The organism is Streptomyces sp. NPDC017979 (assembly GCF_044328175.1).
Lineage (GTDB): Bacteria > Actinomycetota > Actinomycetes > Streptomycetales > Streptomycetaceae > Streptomyces.
The window spans coordinates 408,948-428,497 of the sequence record NZ_JBIRGU010000003.1 but is presented as its reverse complement, the minus strand read 5'-3'; the positions used below and the strand labels follow the sequence as shown (position 1 = coordinate 428,497).

18 protein-coding genes are annotated in these 19,550 nt (G+C 71.3%); 7 read left to right on the top strand and 11 right to left on the bottom strand.

Annotation, left to right across the window (positions count from 1 at the left end; genetic code table 11):
• Positions 1-9: 9 nt before the first annotated feature.
• The gene (locus ACH4E8_RS11410) at positions 10-627 is read left to right on the top strand and encodes a DUF4383 domain-containing protein (protein ID WP_398446721.1); all 618 of its coding nucleotides are present in this window, start codon (positions 10-12) and stop codon (positions 625-627) included.
• A 10-nt stretch (positions 628-637) separates the two neighbouring features.
• Positions 638-862 (top strand): zinc ribbon domain-containing protein, encoded by a 225-nt coding sequence (locus ACH4E8_RS11405; protein WP_398446719.1) that lies wholly within the window; start codon positions 638-640, stop codon positions 860-862.
• A 27-nt stretch (positions 863-889) separates the two neighbouring features.
• Here ACH4E8_RS11405 and ACH4E8_RS11400 read toward each other — a convergent pair whose 3' ends face one another.
• Both ACH4E8_RS11400 and ACH4E8_RS11395 read right to left on the bottom strand, forming a co-directional pair.
• Positions 890-1,537, bottom strand: a complete 648-nt coding sequence (locus tag ACH4E8_RS11400; protein ID WP_398446717.1) for a response regulator — start codon at positions 1,535-1,537, stop codon at positions 890-892.
• Positions 1,528-2,874 (bottom strand): sensor histidine kinase, encoded by a 1,347-nt coding sequence (locus ACH4E8_RS11395; RefSeq protein ID WP_398446715.1) that lies wholly within the window; start codon positions 2,872-2,874, stop codon positions 1,528-1,530. Before ACH4E8_RS11395 ends, ACH4E8_RS11400 begins: the two co-directional genes overlap by 10 nt.
• Before the next feature lie 118 nt (positions 2,875-2,992).
• Here ACH4E8_RS11395 and ACH4E8_RS11390 point away from each other — a divergent pair, with 118 nt between their 5' ends.
• The 3 genes from ACH4E8_RS11390 to ACH4E8_RS11380 all read left to right on the top strand — a co-directional run bounded on the left by ACH4E8_RS11390 (position 2,993) and on the right by ACH4E8_RS11380 (position 5,736).
• On the top strand, positions 2,993-3,640 hold the full coding sequence (locus ACH4E8_RS11390) for a DedA family protein (protein WP_398447289.1): 648 nt from the start codon (positions 2,993-2,995) through the stop codon (positions 3,638-3,640).
• A 182-nt stretch (positions 3,641-3,822) separates the two neighbouring features.
• Positions 3,823-5,085, top strand: a complete 1,263-nt coding sequence (locus ACH4E8_RS11385) for an MFS transporter (protein ID WP_398446713.1) — start codon at positions 3,823-3,825, stop codon at positions 5,083-5,085.
• A gap of 81 nt (positions 5,086-5,166) precedes the next feature.
• Complete coding sequence (locus ACH4E8_RS11380) at positions 5,167-5,736, top strand: TetR/AcrR family transcriptional regulator (protein ID WP_398446711.1); 570 nt, start codon at positions 5,167-5,169, stop codon at positions 5,734-5,736.
• A gap of 10 nt (positions 5,737-5,746) precedes the next feature.
• Here ACH4E8_RS11380 and ACH4E8_RS11375 read toward each other — a convergent pair whose 3' ends face one another.
• From ACH4E8_RS11375 to ACH4E8_RS11365, 3 genes are all read right to left on the bottom strand, one after another.
• Positions 5,747-6,571 (bottom strand): HAD family hydrolase, encoded by an 825-nt coding sequence (locus ACH4E8_RS11375; protein ID WP_398446709.1) that lies wholly within the window; start codon positions 6,569-6,571, stop codon positions 5,747-5,749.
• The gene (locus tag ACH4E8_RS11370) at positions 6,568-9,048 is read right to left on the bottom strand and encodes a phosphoribosyltransferase (protein WP_398447288.1); all 2,481 of its coding nucleotides are present in this window, start codon (positions 9,046-9,048) and stop codon (positions 6,568-6,570) included. The genes ACH4E8_RS11375 and ACH4E8_RS11370 overlap by 4 nt, the downstream gene beginning before the upstream one ends.
• A 149-nt stretch (positions 9,049-9,197) precedes the next feature.
• Positions 9,198-10,373 (bottom strand): HpcH/HpaI aldolase/citrate lyase family protein, encoded by a 1,176-nt coding sequence (locus ACH4E8_RS11365; protein WP_398446708.1) that lies wholly within the window; start codon positions 10,371-10,373, stop codon positions 9,198-9,200.
• A gap of 200 nt (positions 10,374-10,573) precedes the next feature.
• Between ACH4E8_RS11365 and ACH4E8_RS11360 the strand changes: the two genes are divergently transcribed.
• Entirely contained in the window at positions 10,574-11,374 is an 801-nt protein-coding gene (locus ACH4E8_RS11360; RefSeq protein WP_398446706.1) for a TerD family protein, read from the top strand.
• A gap of 44 nt (positions 11,375-11,418) precedes the next feature.
• Here ACH4E8_RS11360 and ACH4E8_RS11355 read toward each other — a convergent pair whose 3' ends face one another.
• The 6 genes from ACH4E8_RS11355 to ACH4E8_RS11330 all read right to left on the bottom strand — a co-directional run bounded on the left by ACH4E8_RS11355 (position 11,419) and on the right by ACH4E8_RS11330 (position 16,110).
• On the bottom strand, positions 11,419-12,156 hold the full coding sequence (locus ACH4E8_RS11355) for a Tellurium resistance (RefSeq protein ID WP_398446704.1): 738 nt from the start codon (positions 12,154-12,156) through the stop codon (positions 11,419-11,421).
• A gap of 161 nt (positions 12,157-12,317) precedes the next feature.
• On the bottom strand, positions 12,318-13,451 hold the full coding sequence (locus ACH4E8_RS11350) for a DUF475 domain-containing protein (protein WP_398446703.1): 1,134 nt from the start codon (positions 13,449-13,451) through the stop codon (positions 12,318-12,320).
• Between the two features lie 105 nt (positions 13,452-13,556).
• Entirely contained in the window at positions 13,557-14,132 is a 576-nt protein-coding gene (locus ACH4E8_RS11345) for a TerD family protein (RefSeq protein WP_398446702.1), read from the bottom strand.
• Between the two features lie 146 nt (positions 14,133-14,278).
• Complete coding sequence (locus ACH4E8_RS11340; RefSeq protein ID WP_398446701.1) at positions 14,279-14,854, bottom strand: TerD family protein; 576 nt, start codon at positions 14,852-14,854, stop codon at positions 14,279-14,281.
• Between the two features lie 139 nt (positions 14,855-14,993).
• Complete coding sequence (locus ACH4E8_RS11335) at positions 14,994-15,458, bottom strand: peroxiredoxin (RefSeq protein ID WP_398446700.1); 465 nt, start codon at positions 15,456-15,458, stop codon at positions 14,994-14,996.
• Between the two features lie 229 nt (positions 15,459-15,687).
• A complete protein-coding gene (locus ACH4E8_RS11330) occupies positions 15,688-16,110 on the bottom strand; it encodes a DUF3052 domain-containing protein (protein WP_398446699.1) in 423 nt (140 codons plus the stop codon).
• A 647-nt stretch (positions 16,111-16,757) separates the two neighbouring features.
• On the opposite strand from ACH4E8_RS11330, the gene aceE reads away from it, so the two are divergent.
• Complete coding sequence (gene aceE / locus ACH4E8_RS11325; protein WP_398446698.1) at positions 16,758-19,505, top strand: pyruvate dehydrogenase (acetyl-transferring), homodimeric type; 2,748 nt, start codon at positions 16,758-16,760, stop codon at positions 19,503-19,505.
• The last annotated feature ends 45 nt before the right edge of the window (positions 19,506-19,550 follow it).

The following is a 19,550-nucleotide window of genomic DNA, read 5'->3' as shown; positions in this document are numbered from 1 at the left end:
AGGCCGCACATGGCCGCACACGTTCTGCCCCACCGGACCCCTTCCGACAAGCGGAACCGTTCGCGCGTGGTTCTCGACGAGCACCTGCCCGTGGACCACCGCCTCAGCCTGCTGTACCGCATCGGAGCCGGCCTCATGGGCGCCTTCCTGGTCGTCTTCGGCGTCCTGGGCCTGGTCGACAAGATCGGCTTCTTCAGCACCGAGGGCGCCACCGTCGTCGGGCTCAACACCAACGGCACGCTCAGCGTCCTGTCCATCTGCGTCGGCGCGCTGCTGCTCTTCGGCATGGTCAAGGGCGGCAACTTCGCCTCGACGCTGAACATGGTGCTCGGCATCCTGTTCATCGCCAGCGGCTTCGTGAACCTCGCGCTGCTGGACTCCAGCTTCAACCCGTTCGCGTTCAAGATCCAGAACGTGCTGTTCAGCTTCCTCGTCGGCCTGCTGCTGATGTTCTTCGGCATGTACGGGCGGGTCAGTTCGACGCTGCCGCACGACAACCCGTACTGGCGGGCCCGCCATCCCCAGGAGGCGCAGGCCGAGCAGACGCCGCGCGCCACCCCCACCCCACCGGCCACCCCGGGCACCGCCGGCACCACGGGGGGTTCCGAACCGAAGCAGAGCCCGTAGCCTTAAGGCCATGCCTCGCTACGAGTTCCGCTGCCACAGCTGCGACGACACCTTCGAAGTGGACCGTCCCATGGCCCGGTCCGGGGACCCCGCGACCTGCCCCTCCGGCCACGACGACACCGTCAGGCTGCTCTCCGCCGTCTCCGTGGGCGGCACGGCGGGCGGCCCGACCGGCGAGCCGCCGGTGCGCGGCGGAGGCGGCGGGGGCTGCTGCGGAGGCGGCTGCTGCGGCTGAGCCGTGCGCCCCGCGGCACCCGGGGCATCACACCCCCAGGTGCCGCAGCACGGCGACCACCCGCCGCGAGTACCCACCCGTACGCGTCAGCTCCAGCTTGTCGAAGATCGCGTTGATGTGCTTCTCGACCGCGCTCTGCGACACGTACAGCCGGGCCGCGATCGCACCGTTGGCGTGTCCCTGGGCCATCTCCGCGAGGACGTCCCGCTCCCGTGCCGTGAGGCGGGACAGCGGGTCCTTCGCGTCGGAGCTGCGGGCGAGCAACCGGCGCACGACCTCGGGGTCGAAGGCGGTACGGCCCCGGGCCACCCGCTCCAGCGCGTCGAGGAACTCGTCGACCTCCACGACCCGGTCCTTCAGCAGGTACCCGACGCCCCCGGGCTCGCCGCTCAGCAACTCGGCGGCGTAACGCTTCTCCACGTACTGGGACAGCACCAGCACCCCGACCTCCGGCCACCGCGCGCGGATGTCCAGGGCCGCGCGCAGCCCTTCGTCGGTGTGGGTCGGGGGCATCCGGACGTCGGCCACCACGACGTCGGGCTGCTCCCGCGCGACCTCGACGAGCAGCCGTTCCCCGTCGCCGACGGCCGCGAGCACGTCGTGGCCCTCCTCGGTGAGCAGGCGTACCAGTCCCTCCCGCAGCAGGGTCGAGTCCTCGGCCAGGATTACGCGCACGGCAGCTCCGCAGTGATCGTGGTGGGTCCGCCGGCCGGGCTGTGCACCCGGAACCGGCCGTCGAGGGCGGCGACCCGGCTCGCGAGCCCGGTGAGTCCGCCGCCGGCGGGGTCGGCGCCGCCCGTGCCGTCGTCGGTGACGCTCAGCCGCAGCAGCGCGCCGTCCTGGCGCACGTCGACGGCGATGCGGGTGGCGCCGGAGTGCTTCACGACGTTGGTGACGGCTTCGGAGACGACGAAGTACGCGGCGGTCTCGACCTGGCGCGCGGAGGGGCGCGCCGGGCGGTCGGACGGTGCCCCGGACACCCGGATCGGGTCGGGGTCGGGGTCGAAGGTGAGGTCGACGGGGAGCGGGGTGCGCTCGGCCACGGTCTCCAGGGCCACCCGGAGCCCCGCCTCGTCCAACGCCGTCGGATAGACGCGCCAGGCGACCTCGCGCAGCTCGACCAGGGCCCGGCGGCTCTCCTCGTGGGCCTGGCGGAAGAGTTGGTCGGCGCGTTCGCGGTCGCGGCTGCGGCGGGCCCGGCCCAGCAGCATTCCGAGGGCGACGAGGTGCTGCTGCACCCCGTCGTGGAGATCGCGCTCGATGCGGCGGCGCTCGTCGTCGACGGCGGCGACGACGTCGGCGCGGCTGGTGGCGAGCTGGGCGATGCGCAGCTCCAGGGCGGCGTTCGGATCCGGGCCGAGGAGGTGGCGGGCGAGTTCGCTCTCCAGGCGGACCGTGCCGTACACGCCCTGGGCTGCGAGGAAGAGCAGGAACAGACCGAGGACGCCGGTGGTGACGGCCTCCAGGGGGTAGTCGATGGGGGCGACGATCCAGCCGGCGAGCGGGACGAGGATCCAAAAGAGCGCGACGGCCGCGCAGGACAGCGTCACCCCGCCGAGGAGGCCGAGGGGGATGCGGGCCAGGGCGTAGCGGACGGCCTGCTCGGGTGCGTACTCCTGCGGGGTCGGGGTGCGCAGCCACCGGGCGAGCCTGCGCAGCTCGGCCCTGGTGGCGCGGACGGCGAGCGCGGACAGCGGGCGGTGCAGGGCGCGGCGGGCCCGCGGCCAGGCGAGGACGCTGAGCAGCAGGACGCCGGCGAGCACTGCGACGAGCACTTCGGCCAGGGCGGTCAGCGCCCCGACGGCCAGCCCGGTCGCGTACCGCGCGCCGGACGCCGCGACCGCCTTCCACGGGGCGCCGCCGAGGAGCCGCGGCCTCCCGTCCTCGAAGGGCCCCGACGCCCGGCCGGCCCCGGCGGCCTCACCGGCCACGCCGGCATCGACGGGCTGCGGCGGCTCGTTCGTGGTGGTCTGCAACGGCCCGTGTACGTCCCGCCTGTTCGCATCCTCCATGATTGATCACGCTAGCCGTTTTGCGGGGCCTGGCACACTGGGGTAAACCGCAGGTCAGTGTGTAGGGGCCTTCAGTCTCCCTTCAGCTCCCCTTCCTTACCGTGGAGAAATGGACCCCATGATCGTGAACGCCGCCGAGCCGATCGAGAGCAGTGCCCCGGGCTGGATCAACAGCCTGATGGACACGCTCGGCGCGCCGGGCGCGGGCATCGCCATCGCCCTGGAGAACCTCTTTCCGCCGATTCCCAGCGAGCTGATCCTCCCGCTCGCCGGGTTCGCGGCGAGCACGGGGCAGATGAACCTGATCGCCGCGCTGATCTGGACCACGATCGGATCGGTCGTCGGTGCGTGGGCGCTGTACGGCGTGGGCGCGGCGCTGGGGCGGGACCGGACGATCGCCATCGCGTCGAAGCTGCCGCTGTTGAAGATCTCCGACATCGAGAAGACGGAGGCGTGGTTCATCAAGCACGGCCCGAAGGCGGTCTTCTTCGGGCGGATGCTGCCGATCTTCCGTTCGCTGATATCCGTGCCGGCCGGTGTGGAGCGGATGTCCCAGCCGCTGTTCCTGGCGCTGACGACGGCGGGGAGCGCGATCTGGAACACGGTCTTCGTGCTGGCCGGGTACGTGCTGGGGGAGAACTGGGAGTCCGTGACGGGGTACGTCTCCACGTACTCGAAGGTGGTCCTGGTGGTGGCGGGGCTGGCGGTCGTCGCCTTCTTCGTCGTCCGCATGTTCAAGGCGGGCCCCGGCAAGCGTCGGGCCTAGCGCCTCCAAGGCGCCGTTCCTCTTCCGGTTCCTCTTCCGACGTAAGGCGCCGTTCCTCTTCCGAGCCCCGTTCCTGCTGCTCAACGCAGGGCGGGGCTCTTTTGGGACTTGAAACTCTAACGCTCGTTCAATATCTTACGATCGTTCGAGTTTCTTGTCGTCGATCGACCGGAGGTGGCCCCGTGGCCAACCCCTACCGCGAGCTGTTCCGGGCGCCGGGTTCCCGCGCGTTCTCGGCCGCGGGCTTCGTCGCCCGCATGCCGGTCTCGATGACCGCGATCGGGATCATCACGATGCTGTCCCAGATGCGCGGCGAGTACGGGCTCGCCGGCGCCGTCTCCGCGGTCTTCACGCTCTCCACCGCCCTCTTCGGACCGCAGGTGGCCCGACTCGCCGACCGCGCCGGGCAGGGCCGGGTGCTGCTGCCCGCCACCGGGCTGAGCGTCGTCGGACTCGGGGCGCTGTTGCTCTGCGCCCGGTACGACGCACCGGTCTGGACGCTGTTCGCGTGCGCCGTGCTCGCCGGCACGCTGCCGAACATGGCCGCGATGGTCCGGGCGCGCTGGACGCACGCGTATCGCGACTCGCCCCGGCTGCACACCGCCTTCTCGCTGGAGTCGGTCGTCGACGAACTCACCTTCGTCGTGGGACCGGCGCTCTCCGTGGGGCTGTCCACCGCGCTCTTCCCGGAGGCGGGGCCGCTGGTCGCGGTCGCCCTGCTGACGATCGGCGTGCTGCTGTTCGTCCCCCAGAAGTCCACCGAGCCGCCCGTCCTGCGCCCCGGAACGAGCGGTGCGCCCGCGGGGGCGGGCGGCGGCTCGGCGATCCGGATCGGGTCCGTACGGCTGTTGGCCCTGGTCCTGGTCGCGGGCGGCGCCATCGTCGGCACCGTCGACGTCGTGGGCGTCGCGTTCGCCGAGGAGCGGGGCAGCGCGGCCGGCGCGGGCGTCGTGCTGGCCGTGTACGCCATCGGGTCGGCGCTGGCCGGACTGGTCTTCGGCGCCCTGCGCCTCAGCGTGCCGCTGCCCCACCTGCTCGCGTTCGGGGCCGCCGGCACCGCCCTGACCACGCTGCCGCTGCTCTTCGTCGACGGCATCGCGACGCTGGCCGTCGCCGTCTTCTTCGCCGGCCTCTTCTTCGCCCCGACGATGATCGTGGTGATGAACCTGGTGGAGCGCACGGTGCCGCCCGCCCGGCTCACCGAAGGCATGACCTGGGCGCTCACCGGGCTCAACGTGGGCGTCGCGCTCGGCGCCGCCGTCTCCGGCGCGCTGGTGGACCGGCACGGGCCGGTCGGCGGCTTCTCGGTCGCGGTCGTCGCGGGCGCCGTCGCCCTGCTGCTCGCCGTGGGTGCGCGCGGTCCGCTGGCCCGTGCGCTCGCCGCACGACCGGCCGTCGAACCCGCCGACGAGGGCGCCGACCGGCCCGTGCCCTGCGACGCGTAGCGCCGTGACCACCACCGATAGGGTCCCTGAACGGCGATCCGCGGCAATCCGCAGCGGACGGCGATCCGACCCGGGAGCGAAGTGACCGACCCCACCACCGACCCCACGACCGACGGCCGCCGCGCCAAGGGCGAGCGCCGCAAGCAGGAACTCATCGAGGCGACCGTCCGCGTGGTGGCCCGGGACGGCGTCGCCGGGGTCAGCCACCGCGCAGTGGCGCGGGAGGCGGGGCAGCCCGCCACCGCCGCCGCGTACTACTTCAGCAGCATCGACGAGCTGCTCACCGCGGCGCTCACCCGCTGCATGCACGAGGACGCGGAGCGGGTCCGGGCGCTGGCCGCACGGACCGACGGCACCGCCGCCGCGCTGGGCGGCCTCGCCGACGTGATGTGCGCGGCCGTGGCCCGCCCCGCGCACCTGCTCGCGGAGTACGAGCTGTTCCTGCTGGCCGCCCGGCGCCCCGAGTTGCGCAGCGCCACCGACGACTGGCTCGGGGCGATCGAGGAGTTCGGCCGCCGCTACACCGACGACCCGGTGCGGCTGCGGCTGTTGGCCGGTGCGTACGACGGCCTGCTGATGCAGGCCCTGCTGACCGACCGGCCGCCGACCGCCGCCGACTACGCGGCGATGCTGCGCGCCGTCCTGCTCTGACGGCCCCCGCTCACGGCGCGAGGAACCGCCGCAGGATCTCCTCCCCCGCCGCCACGCCGCGCTCCGGCACCACCGTCACCCGCGGCCCGACCCACCCCGTGTCCGCCAACTCGCCGTGCCCCGGCCGCCAACCGCGGTCCGCGGCCAGCAGCAGGTCCGCGTCGAGGAGCGAGTCCCCGGCCGCGAGCACCTCGTCGGCGCCGGTGCGGTGCGCCACCTCTCGGACGGCCGCGCTCTTGGTGAGCGGACGCGGCACGGCGTACACCTTGCGGCCCTGGAGGGAGACCGACCAGCCGCGGTGCTCCGCCCAGGCCGACAGCTCCTCGATCCACTCCGCCGGCAACTGCGCGCGGTCGACGACGAGATAGGCGAACAGGTCCTCGGCGACGCGCTCCTTCAGCAGCCACGCCGGGTCGGCGACCGACCGGAGGTGGCCGCGCACCTCGTCCAGGGACGCGCACTCGTCCGTCAGCCGGGCGGCCACCCTGCGCCGCCAGTCCGGGTCGGACACCCCGTCGACCAGGATGTGGCCGCCGTTCGCACAGATCGCGTACGCCGGGGGCGGCCCCGGCAGGTGGATGCGCCCGTACTGCTCCCGGGTGCGCGTGGTCGTCGGCACGAAGGCCGTCTCGGCGGCGAGCCGCACCAGCAGCCCCGCCGCGGTCTCGGTGACGTACGACAGCGGCTGGCCCTGGTACACCTCCACGCACAGCAGCCGCGGAGCGTCCGCGTCCGGAACGTTCAACTGGAGTGCGCCGGCCGAGTAGATCAGCGTGCGGTCCAGGTCGCTGGCGACCAGGCGCACCGGGCGCCCGTGGTCCACGACACGGCTCATCGCGCGCTCACCGCCGTGCCGTCGGCACCGGTCGCGCCCTTGGTGTAGCGCGGATGGATCAGGCCGACGCAGCTGTACGGCAGGTCGTCGACCTCCTCCACGGGGACGCCGCGCTGCTCGGCGAGGAGTCGCACGTGGTCCAGGTCGCTGCCGGCGCCGCGGCGGGCCAGCACCCGCCAGGGCACGCGCCGCAGCATCACCCGGGTGGTCTCGCCGACGCCGGGCTTGACGAGGTTCACGTCGTGGATGCCGTACTCCTCGCAGATCCGCTCCACGGCCGCCCAACCCGCCCAGGTGGGGGTGCGGTCGGCCGCCAGCAGTTCCTTGGCCTCCGCGTCGACGGCCGCGGCGACCTCGTCGAAGCGGGCGGTGATCGAGTCGAGAAAGCGGTTCGAGACGTCGGCGTCCGCCAGGTCCCGGTAGAACTTCGCGCCGTGGTAGTCGCCGGGTCCGACCAGGTCGGCCCGCAGGACGGTGCGCGATATCAGCCCGGAGACGGTGGAGTTGAGGCAGGCGGAGGGGATGAGGAAGTCCTCGCGGGTGCCGTACGTGCCGACGCAGCCGCCCGGGTCGGCGAGCACCGCGATCTCCGGCACGAAGCCCTCGAACTCACGGATCGCGGCGGCCAGTTCGCGGGTGATGGCGCCCTTGCCCGTCCAGCCGTCGACGAAGACGACGTCCGCCGGGTCGTGGTGCTCGCGCAGCCAGCGCAGCGCGTTGGCGTCGATGCCGCGGCCCCGGACGATGGAGACCGCGTAGTGCGGCAGTTCGAGGCCGTGCCGGCGCTGGGCCCAGCGGCGCATCAGGACGCCGACCGGGGTGCCGGCGCGGGCCAGCGAGACCAGCACGGGGCGCGGCGAGCGCTCGGCGAGCACGAGTTCGGTGACCGTGCCGACCGCGCGGGCGATCCGGGCGGCCGAGTCGTCCAGGGCGCGCTCGAAGAGCCGTTGGTACTCGGCACTCGGCTGGTACTCCACCGGCAGCGACTCCGCGTAGTGCGCGCCGCCGCTCTGCACCGCCTCCTCGCGCTCCTCCGTGGGCGCCTCCAGCGCCACGTCCGACAGGTCCTGGAGCAGCCAGCCCACCTCGTCGGGGGCGTACGAGGAGAACGCGGGGCCGCGGAGGGGCTCGGGCAGCATGGGGGCCGTTTCCGGTGGTGCTTGCAGGGACGAAGGCGGTGACTGGGGCGGGCGCGCGGACGGGGGCACGCGGCTGGGGACGACCGCCAGCAGGACGTGCGGGGCGTGCGCGGCAAGCTGCCGGAGCAGCCCGTCGGGGGCGTGCAGGGCGGGGGTGTCGGCGGTGGAGTCGACGACGGCGACGACCGCGTCGAAGCCGGCGCCCGCGACGTTGTACGCGTAGCGCTCGCCCGGGCCGTCGGCGGGGTCGTCGTGGGCGGGGAAGGCGAGCCGGGTGCGGATCGCGTACCCCGGGTCGTCGACGGCGAGCACGGGTGACCGGGTCGTCGTCGAGTACCGCACCAGGACGTCGTCGGCGAGCTGCGCCTCCAGCGCGGTGGCGAGCCGCAGCGGCGCGTACATCAGCTCTTCGCAGCCGAGGACGAGGACGCGCCGCGCATCGGAGGGCAGCTCGGCGGCGAGCGCGGCGGCCAGGGCGGGCAGCGCCGTCTCCAGCCGCTGCCGGTGGTCGGGGCCGAAGCCGTGGCGTCCGCCGTCGGGCACGTCGGCGGGCCAGTCCAGCGGGGCCTGACGCGGCACGGCGCCCGTGGCGGGCGCGTCGGTCACCGGCCGGCGGGCCTCCTCCTGCGCGACCAGGGCCACGCCCTTCGCCAGGACGTCGTCGGGCAGGCCGACGGTGCCCGAGGCGAGCGCGACCAGGTCGACCCGGGCGCCCAGCTCGGCGGCGAAGGCCGTCAGCCGCTCCCGGTCCGCCGGGGTGCGCATGTCGACCAGGGCGACGATGACGTACCGCTGCCGCGGGTAGCGCTCGTGCAGGGTCCGGATGGTGTTCAGGACGGTGTTGCCGGTGGAGAACTCGTCGTCGACGAGGACCAGCGGCCCGGTGCCGGTCAGCAGTCCGGGGTCGGCGGGCAGCAGCAGGTGCGAGGTGTGGTGGGAGTGGGACTCCTCGAAGCCGCCCGCGCTCGGCACGCCCGGCACCGGCCTGCGGGTGGAGTGCAGGTACGGCGCCAGGGCGACGCCGTCGGCGACGCAGTGCCCGAGGCCGGTCGCGGTCTCGGCGTACCCGAGGACGACCGCGCGGGCCGTCTCCGCCTCGCCCAGCAGCTCCCGGACCCGGACCCCGAGGTCGTACCCGGCGCCGTACACGACGGCGGGCGACTGCGGGACGTGCTTGCCGAGCACGTTGGAGACCAGCAGATGGGCGCGCTTGGGGTTGCGGCGCAGCGCGAGGCCGAGGAGCGCGGGCAGCTCGTCGGCCCCGGCGAGCGTCACACCGAGGCGTTCGGAGACCCATCGCCCCGACCAGACGTCGGCCGAGCCCGGCTCGTCCCGTATCGCCGTCGCTTCGGCCGTCTCAACCGCCTGCTCGACCGTACCGGCCAGCTCGACCGTCTCGGCCTGCTCGTTGTGCTCGCCTGTCACCTCTGCCGCCTCCGGGCTCTGTGTCACCGCTGGTCTTCCGTACGCGTGCGGGGCCTGCTCCGTCACTTGTCGACGAGCCCCGCCGTCAGCAGCTCCACGAAGCCGACGTCCTCCCTGGCCACGCCGAAGGCCGTCGCCCGCAGCAGGGTCCGCTCGGCCCAGGCGCGGTGCGGCTTCACCTCGTTCATCTTGTTCGTGTACGCGGAACGCACCACCCCGCCGCCGCCCCGCTCCGGGCGGAGGATGTCCTGCGCGTCGCTGAACTCCTCGTGGCTGACCACGGACAGCGCGTGCACGGGCACGACGTGCGAGGGGTGGATGCAGGTCTTGCCGGTCAGCCCGTTGGCCCGGTCCAGCTCGATCTCGCGGAGCAGTCCGTCGAGGTCGTGCTCGATCAGCGCGGTGCGCAGCTCGTCGGCGCGCCCCGCCATGAAGGGGCTGCGCCGAAGCTGCGGCTTGAACATCCGCTCCTGGAGTCGGAAGTACTCCCACACGGGTCCGGTGACGGTGTAGCCGGTGCCGTCGGCGCGGCCGAGGACGTTGACGACGTCCGCGATGACGGAGGCGACGATCTGGACGTCGTACGCCGTCATGTCGGGCGCGCGGCGCAGCCCGTAGGCGGAGCAGAAGTCGGTGACGCCCAGGCGCAGCGCGAGGACCCGGTCGCGGTACTTGTCCACGGTGGTGGCGATGCCGCTGAGGGTCTGCCGCCGGGTCTCCAGGTGCAGCAGCTCCGGGGACTCCAGGACGGGCATGGCGAAGAGGCGCTGTCCGGTGGCGGCCTCGGCGGCGGTGAGGGCTTCGAGGAAGGGAATCCCGCGTTCTTCGGTGAACTTCGGTAGTACGAATCCAGACAGCCGGCGAATCGATTTTCCAAGCCGTCGGGCAAGATCGGGAATCTGTCCGGGGACCCGGACGCGAATGAAGAGCAGGGGGAGTTCCGCGCCCTTTTGGGCGCGGACGTCGAGATTGGCGAAGTGCCGGATCAGGTTCTCCTCGGCGGCCGGCACTTCGGCGTCGTCGATGGAGTCCTCCAGGCAGAGCACCATGGAGACGACTCCGCTGGTCACCTGCTTGAGGACGTCGTCGGCGAGCCGGGGCCTGGTGGCCGGGCTGTAGAGCGTGGCCCCGAGGGCGGCAGCGAGCACGCGGGCCGGGGAGTCCGCGCTGAACTCCGCGGGCTCCCGATGGAACAGGCGCTCCCTGGCGGCAGGTGAAAGCTGCCCGAAATGACGCATCGATGTCCCCCGTGCTCCTGGGTGGCCCGCCTGTTTGACGTGGCCGGTAATAGTACGTACGAAAGCGTGCCGGGAGTTCCCCCGGGCGGTGAACGCCGGGTGACATGGTTGCACCCTCCACGCGTCCGGCCGCATCCGCTCCGGGGTCGCGCGCCCTCCCCCGCGCCCCGCGTTGTCCGGGCGGCCCCGGGGAAGGCAGGATGACGGTCATGACGCACGCGATGGTGAAGGGCTCGAACGTCGCACTGAACGCCACGGCCGTACGGGCCGTGCTGCGCTGGACGCCGGGGAACGGGGTCCCGGACGTGGACGCCTCCGCGCTGCTGCTCGGGCCGGACGCCCGGGTCCGCTCCGACGCGGACTTCGTCTTCTACAACCAGCCGCGGCACCCCTCGGGGCTGGTGCGCCGGCTGCCGAAGCAGCAGGTCGGGGAGCACCTGGCGGACACCGTCGAGGCGGACCTCAGCGCACTGGACGCCTCCGTGGACCAGGTCGTGCTGGCGGCGTCCTCGGACGGCGGCACCTTCGAGCACGTGCGGGACCTGCGGATCGCGCTGTACGACGCCGCCCGGGCGGACGGCGAGGCGATCGCGGTCTTCGACGTGCTGCCGGAGACGGGCATGGAGACGGCGGTCATCTGCGGCGAGCTGTACCGGCGCGGGGACGCGTGGAAGTTCCGGGCGGTCGGGCAGGGCTATCCGACGGGCCTGGTGGGGCTGGCCACGGACTTCGGGATCTCGGTGGACGAGGGCACGTCGGCCGTGGAGCCCGACGGGTCCGGGAGCCCGGCTTCGGCGGTGACTGCGACACCGTCCGCCGCAGCACCGGTGGCGGCCCCGGCCGTCCCTCCGCCGCCGGCGCAGCCGCCCGTCGTGCCCCCGCAGCCGGCGCAGCCGCCGGCCGCCCGGCCCGCGTACGGCCATCCGCAGCCGGCCGCCGCCTTCGTCCCCGACCCGGACTTCCGGCTGCCGCCCATGGGCCCGCAGTTCGCCCGGCGCTGACCCGTCCGCACCGGGCGTGACGACGCCGGGTGCCGACGGGCGTCCTACAGCTTCGTCTTGTATCCGCGACCCCACTGCAAGCCCCATCCGTAAAGCCGGTCGAGCTCTGCCTGGAAGCCGTAGACGAACTTCACTTCACGGCGGACGATCATCTCCCCCTTGATGTTCTCCATGGAGAACACCGCGCAGGAGCGGGCCTGCGGGGCGCGTTCGTCGAGCTCGACCGTGACCCGCGGGCCGCTGCTCGGATGGAGCGTGACCACCGCGTGGGTGCGGTCGAAGGCCGGCGTCTGGTCGTAGATGTAGACGAAGAAGAGCAACCGCTTGATCTCCGCGTGGTGGTCGAGGTTGACGTAGATGGTCTCGCCCGAGCCGGAGCCGAAGCGGTCGTCGCCGCTGCACCTGACGTACGGCGCTTCGTTGGTCGAGCCGAGGAAGCCGCCGAGGGGCTGGACCACGCCCTTGCTGCCGTCGTCCAACTCGTACAGGCACCCGAGGTCCAGGTCGACGTTGACCATGCCCTGGGTGTGGGCCTGGACGACTTCGGGCTGGAAGAACTTCAAGGGGTGCCGCAGCAGTCTGCCGCCCAGCTCGGGGCGGCCCTCGATGTCCGAGGTCCGCATCCGCCAGGACAGGTTGACCCGCAGGTGGCCGGTGGCGGCGCCCTGCTTGGTCAGCGACACCGTGGGCCGTCGCTTCGTCAACGGGATCACGTTCGCCGCGGCGGTGCCGAGGTCGAACTGAGAGGCCCTGCCGCGCAGCAGTCCGTCCCAGAAGGCCATGCGTTCCCACCCCCGGTGGTGTGTCGGCGGTCGCGTCGTGCAGACGGACCCTTCTCCCCGCGCCGTGCCGCTCCCCCCGCCCCGCGGGCGCCGCGCGGGGCGGCGCCGAGGCCCGTGCCTCGAAGCCGCCCCGCAGAGAGCGTTCCGCAATAACGCGGTCGTCACACCCCGGCTTCGGAGTGTGGCCGGGCCTTTTCGCCCGCTTCCGCGGCGAGTGCCCGGTTGCGCTTGACGGAGGACCAGAAGGCCCAACCGATCAGGACCACGCCGACCAGGCCGGTGATGATCTCGTGGATCTCGAAGCGGATCGTGACCAGCAGGATCGTGGCGAGCGCACCGATGGCGTAGTGGGCGCCGTGCTCCAGGTACGCGTAGTCGTCCAGGGTGCCCTGGCGGACCAGGTAGATGGTGAGCGAACGGACGTACATGGCGCCGATGCCGAGGCCGAGGGCCATCAGCACGATCTCGTTGGTGATGGCGAAGGCGCTGATGACGCCGTCGAACGAGAAGGACGCGTCCAGGACTTCCAGGTAGAGGAAGAGGAAGAAGGCGGCCTTGCCGCCGACTTGGAGGGCGGTGACCCGCTTGCCGCTCTTGCGGGCGGCTTCCTCCTCCTCGTGCTCGCGCTCCTCCTCCTCTTCGAGCTTGTTCTCGAAGTACCCGGAGAGACCGCCGACGACCAGGTAGGTGATCAGACCGGCGACGCCGGAGAGCAGGACCGTCTCGGTCTTGTCCGCCGCGCCGCTGTGGGTGTGCGCCTCGGGGGCCAGGAAGAGCGCACTGATCATCAGGACGATCAGGGCGATGCAGACCGACAGCATGTCGACCTTGCCCAGCTTGGACAGCGGGCGCTCGATCCAGCCGAGCCACTTGATCTCCCGCTCCTCGAAGATGAAGTCGAGGAAGATCATCAGCAGGAACATGCCGCCGAAGGCGGCGATGGAGGCGTGCGCGTCGGTGACGAGCTGCTCGTACTTGTCCTTGTCGTTCAGCGCCAACTCCACGGCCTCGATGGGCCCGAGACTGGCGCTGACGGCGACGATGATGACGGGGAAGACGAGCCGCATGCCGAAGACGGCGATGAGGATGCCGATGGTGAGGAAGATCTTCTGCCAGAAGGCGTTCATCTTCTTCAGGATTCCGGCGTTGACGACCGCGTTGTCGAACGACAGCGAGATCTCCATGATGGAGAGGATCGCCACGATCCAGAACGCGGTCCACCCGCCGTAGAACACGGCTGCGACCAGGCCGAGCGCGGTGACCGCGAACGACCAGCCGAAGGTTTTCAGAACCACTGCTACCCAATCGTGTAGGTGGGGGTCCCCCGAAGCCCCCCGGGCAGTCCGTGGGAGGGTTCTCCCCGCACAGCCGGGGCGGGTTTCCCCGCCCTGGGCGCGGCTTTACGAAACGTTGACCCCGAAGTCTAGAGCGATGCCGCGCAGGCCCGATGCGTACCCCTGGCCCACTGCACGGAACTTCCACTCCGCCCCGTAGCGGTAGAGCTCGCCGAAGATCATCGCGGTCTCGGTGGAGGCGTCCTCACTGAGGTCGTAGCGAGCGAGTTCCTGGCCGTCGGCCTGGTTGACCACCCGGATGAACGCATTGCTGACCTGGCCGAACGTCTGGCCGCGGTTGTCCGCGTCGTGGATGGAGACCGGGAAGATGACCTTGTCGACGTTGGTCGGCACCTTGGTGAGGTCGACCAGCAGTGACTCGTCGTCGCCGTCGCCCTCGCCGGTGAGGTTGTCACCGGTGTGCTCGACCGAGCCCTCGGGGCTCTTGAGGTTGTTGTAGAAGACGAAGTACTCGTCCCCCAGGACCCGGCCGCCGCCGCACAGCAGCGCGCTGGCGTCCAGGTCGAAGTCGGCTCCGGTGGTGGAGCGCGCGTCCCAGCCGAGGCCGATGAGCACCTGGGTGAGGTTCGGTGCCGCCTTGGAGAGGGAGACGTTGCCCCCCTTGGCGAGTGTGACGCCCATGATCTGGTCCTCCCCGTAAAGACGTTGGATTCGCAGCGTGCCTGTCCGGCACGCCCGACCTGCAAACGGAACATCCGTCACAGGAACGTCCGGCGCCGCACTGCGAGGTGCAGCAGTGCGGCGCCGGACGGGTGCTGACTGACTGCTCAGACGTTGACGCCGAAGTCCTGGGCGATGCCGCGCAGACCGGAGGCGTACCCCTGGCCGATCGCGCGGAACTTCCACTCGGCGCCGTGGCGGTACAGCTCGCCGAAGACCATCGCGGTCTCCGTCGAGGCGTCCTCGGTCAGGTCGTAGCGGGCCAGTTCGTTGTTGTCGGCCTGGTTGACGACGCGGATGAAGGCGTTGCGCACCTGGCCGAAGGACTGGCTGCGGCTCTCCGCGTCGTAGATGGAGACCGGGAAGACGATCTTGTCGACGTCGGCGGGCACACCCGCGAGGTTCACCTTGATCTGCTCGTCGTCGCCCTCGCCCTCACCGGTGAGGTTGTCACCAGTGTGCTCGACGGAACCGTCGGGGCTCTTGAGGTTGTTGAAGAAGACGAAGTTCCCGTCGCCGGCGACCTTGCCCTCGGTGTTGGTCAGCAGGGCGCTGGCGTCCAGGTCGAAGTCCGTACCGGTGGTGGTGCGGACGTCCCAACCGAGGCCCACCGTGACGGCGGTCAGTCCGGGTGCGGCCTTGGTCAGCGAGACGTTGCCGCCCTTGCTGAGGCTGACTCCCACGAGTCCCTCCATAGGTCTTCAGGGGCAGCGCCCCCGTGGTGCGTTTCGTGTCGGATCAACAAGTGGATCCTAGTGAGCGGTTCCGCCGGGAAACAGGCTTTCGCCCGCTACGCCTTCGATCCGTCCCGCCCGGACCCGATCAGGCGTCGAGCGCGCCGAGAGCCGTGACGTACTCGTCGAGGTCCCGGGCGTCCGGGAGGGCGTTGAGGACGCTCCAGCGCACCACGCCCTCCTTGTCGATGACGAAGGTGCCGCGCAGGGCGCAGCCCTTGTCCTCGTCGAAGACCCCGTAGGCCCGGGAGACCTCGCCGTGCGGCCAGAAGTCCGACAGCAGCGGGTACTCCAGGCCCTCCTGCTCGGCGAAGACGCGCAGGGTGTGGATGGAGTCGTTGGAGACGGCGAGGAGCTGGGTGGAGTCGTTGACGAACGTGGGCAGCTCGTCGCGCAGGGCGCACAGCTCGCCCGTGCACACGCCGGTGAAGGCGAACGGGTAGAAGAGCAGCACCACGTTCTTCTCACCGCGGTAGTCCGCGAGACGCACGGTTCGGCCGTGGTTGTCCTTGAGCTCGAAATCCGGGGCCTTGGTGCCGACCTCGATCGCCATGGCGCGTGGGTTCCTTCCGCCGGTCCTGTTGGGGTGCCGGGTCCACCCCACCGGGTGCACCCAAGGTCGCCCCCCACCCTACGCGCGGACCCCCTCCGCCCGGAGGCGGAGGGGGTCCGTGGGGCCCTGGGCCCCTCCTCGGGGGCCCGACGCCGGCGGCCGACGTGCGGCAGCTCGGTACGGCCTGCGTCTGATGCGTACGCCGGTCACCCAGCCGGCGGACGGAAGGTCAGCGCTTGGGGGCGGCGAGCTTGGTGCCCGACCAATCCTTGGCCACGCTGATGCTCTTGGTCTGCGAGAGCCCGGCGGTCTGGGCGGCCTCGCTGATGTCGCTCGGCTCCACGTAGCCGTCCCGGCCGGTCTTCGGAGTCAGCAGCCAGATCATGCCGCCCTCGTCGAGGAGGCCGATGGCGTCCACCAGGGCGTCCGTCAGGTCGCCGTCCTCGTCCCGGAACCAGAGGACGACCACGTCGGCGACGTCGTCGTATTCCTCGTCCACCAGATCCTGGCCGATGACGGACTCGATGCCTTCACGGAGATCCTGGTCGGCGTCGTCGTCGAAGCCGATCTCCTGGACCACCTGTCCGGGCTCGAACCCCAGCCTCGCTGCCGGGTTGGTCCGCTCCTCCGCGTGGTCCGCGGTCGCGCTCACGGCTTGCCTCCTGATCATGTTCGGTAGATGCTGCGCCACGCGCGCGTACGCGCGGCTTTGGCCGTAGTCCACACGGGCGGGACGGATCGCGCAAGTACCCGGCCGTCCAGACCGCCGAAACGGTGACGTTTGCGTCCGTCTCGGCGCAACTCCTGACACGTGCGGCTTGGGCCGCACGGCTCGTCGGAGCCCACGACCACCTCCCGACGGACGGGCCCCACCGGGGCGCCGCGCCGCCGCTGTCGGTCGCATACCCCTAATTTACGACTCATTCACCTCCGCTCGATACCGAGTCCCGCCCGGAGCACCCGAACGGAACCCCGTACCGCCCCGGGCGTATGGTTGCGATTTGGGTGGTCCTGCCCCGGTGTCGAGCGCGGGGGCCGCGTCGCGACGTGTGGGCCGGATCACGGGTTACCCCTCGGTAGAGATGACGTTTCCCGGCCTGCGGTGGACGATGGGAGGCGGTACGGCGCCCCTCGCAGCACCGCACGACGCAGTACGACGCAGTACGACGCAGCACGACACCTCGCAGCACTCGCAGCACTCGCAACGCTCCGTACGGGAGTTCCCGTACGAAGGCTCCGTACCAGAGCCCAGCACTCCGGCCCCGGATTTCGAACCCCTCCGAGCAGCGAAGGAACAGCGTGGCTTCCGGATCAGATCGCAACCCGATCATCATTGGCGGCCTTCCCAGCCAGGTCCCGGACTTCGATCCCGAGGAGACCAAGGAGTGGCTGGACTCACTCGACGCCGCCGTCGACGAGCGGGGCCGGGAACGGGCCCGCTATCTGATGCTCCGCCTCATCGAGCGGGCCCGCGAGAAGCGGGTGGCCGTGCCGGAGATGCGCAGCACGGACTACGTCAACACCATCGCCACCAAGGACGAGCCGTTCTTCCCGGGAAACGAGGAGGTCGAGCGCAGGGTCCTCAACGCGACGCGTTGGAACGCCGCGGTGATGGTCTCGCGGGCCCAGCGCCCGGGCATCGGCGTGGGCGGCCACATCGCCACCTTCGCGTCCTCCGCCTCCCTCTACGACGTGGGCTTCAACCACTTCTTCCGGGGCAAGGACGGCGGTGACGGCGGCGACCAGATCTTCTTCCAGGGCCATGCGTCGCCGGGCATCTACGCCCGGGCGTTCCTGCTGGACCGGCTGAGCGAGGCCCAGCTCGACGCGTTCCGCCAGGAGAAGTCGAAGGCGCCGAACGGGCTGTCGAGCTATCCGCACCCGCGGTTGATGCCGGACTTCTGGGAGTTCCCGACGGTGTCGATGGGGCTCGGCCCCATCAGCGCGATCTACCAGGCGCGGATGAACCGCTATCTGCACGCCCGCGGGATCGCCGACACCTCGAACTCCCACGTGTGGGCCTTCCTCGGCGACGGCGAGATGGACGAGCCGGAGTCGCTGGGCCAGCTCTCCATCGCCGCCCGCGAGGGCCTGGACAACCTCACCTTCGTGGTGAACTGCAACCTCCAGCGCCTGGACGGCCCGGTGCGCGGCAACGGCAAGATCATCCAGGAGTTGGAGTCGCAGTTCCGCGGCGCCGGCTGGAACGTGATCAAGCTGATCTGGGACCGCTCCTGGGACCCGCTGCTGGCGCAGGACCGGGACGGCCTGCTGGTGAACAAGTTGAACACCACGCCGGACGGCCAGTTCCAGACGTACGCCACCGAGACCGGCGCGTACATCCGCGAACACTTCTTCGGCGGCGACCAGCGGCTGCGCGCGATGGTCGCGAACATGACCGACGAGCAGATCCTGCACCTGGGGCGCGGCGGCCACGACCACCGCAAGGTGTACGCGGCGTTCGAGGCGGCCAAGGAGCACAAGGGCCAGCCGACGGTGGTGCTGGCGCAGACGGTGAAGGGCTGGACCCTCGGCCCCAACTTCGAGGGCCGCAACGCGACCCACCAGATGAAGAAGCTCACCGTCGACGACCTCAAGCGGTTCCGGGACCGGCTGCACATCCCGATCGCGGACTCCCAGTTGGAGAGCGGGCTGCCGCCGTACTACCACCCGGGCCGGAACTCGGAGGAGATCCAGTACATGCACGACCGCCGCCGGGCGCTGGACGGTTACGTACCGTCCCGCGTGGTGCGGTCGAAGCCGCTGGAGCTGCCGGGCGAGCAGACCTACGCGGCGGTGAAGAAGGGCTCGGGCCAGCAGTCGATCGCCACCACGATGGCCTTCGTCCGGCTGCTGAAGGACCTGATGCGGGACAAGGAGATCGGCAAGCGCTTCGTGCTGATCGCACCGGACGAGTACCGCACCTTCGGGATGGACTCCTTCTTCCCCAGCGCCAAGATCTACAACCCGCTGGGCCAGCAGTACGAGTCGGTGGACCGGGAGCTGCTGCTCGCGTACAAGGAGTCGCCGACCGGGCAGATGCTGCACGACGGCATCTCGGAGGCGGGCTGCACGGCCTCGCTGATCGCCGCGGGGTCGGCGTACGCCACCCACGGCGAACCGCTGATCCCGGTGTACGTGTTCTATTCGATGTTCGGCTTCCAGCGCACGGGGGACCAGTTCTGGCAGATGGCCGACCAGCTCTCGCGCGGCTTCGTGCTGGGGGCGACCGCCGGCCGCACGACGCTGACCGGCGAGGGCCTCCAGCACGCGGACGGCCACTCCCAGCTGCTGGCCTCCACCAACCCGGGCTGCGTGGCGTACGACCCGGCCTTCGGCTTCGAGATCGCGCACATCGTCGAGGACGGGCTGCGCAGGATGTACGGCGGTGACGCGGAGCATCCGCACGGCGAGGACGTCTTCTACTACCTGACGGTCTACAACGAGCCCATCCAGCACCCGGCGGAGCCGGCCGACGTGGACGTGGAGGGCATCCTCAAGGGGATCCACCGCTACCGGGCGGGCGAGCGGGGGCAGATCCCGGCGCAGATCATGGCGTCGGGCGTGGCCGTGCCGTGGGCGGTCGAGGCGCAGCGGATCCTCGCTGACGAGTGGAACGTGCGGGCCGACGTCTGGTCCGCGACCTCCTGGAACGAGCTGCGACGCGAGGCCGTGGCGGTGGAGGAGCACAATCTGCTGCACCCCGAGGAGGAGCAGGGCGTGCCGTACGTGACCCGCAAGCTGAGCGGCGCCGAGGGGCCGTTCGTGGCGGTGTCGGACTGGATGCGCTCGGTGCCGGACCAGATCTCGCGCTGGGTGCCGGGGACGTACTCCTCGCTGGGTGCGGACGGCTTCGGCTTCGCGGACACCCGCGGCGCGGCGCGGCGCTTCTTCCACATCGACGCGCAGTCGATCGTGCTGGCGGTGCTGACGGAGCTGGCGCGGGAGGGGAAGGTGGACCGCTCGGCGCTGAAGCAGGCCGTGGACCGGTACCGGCTGCTGGACGTGGCGGCGGCGGACCCGGGTCCGGCGGGCGGGGACGCGTAACCCCGTACCTGCACGCATGACCCCGTAACAGCACGCATGCGAAGA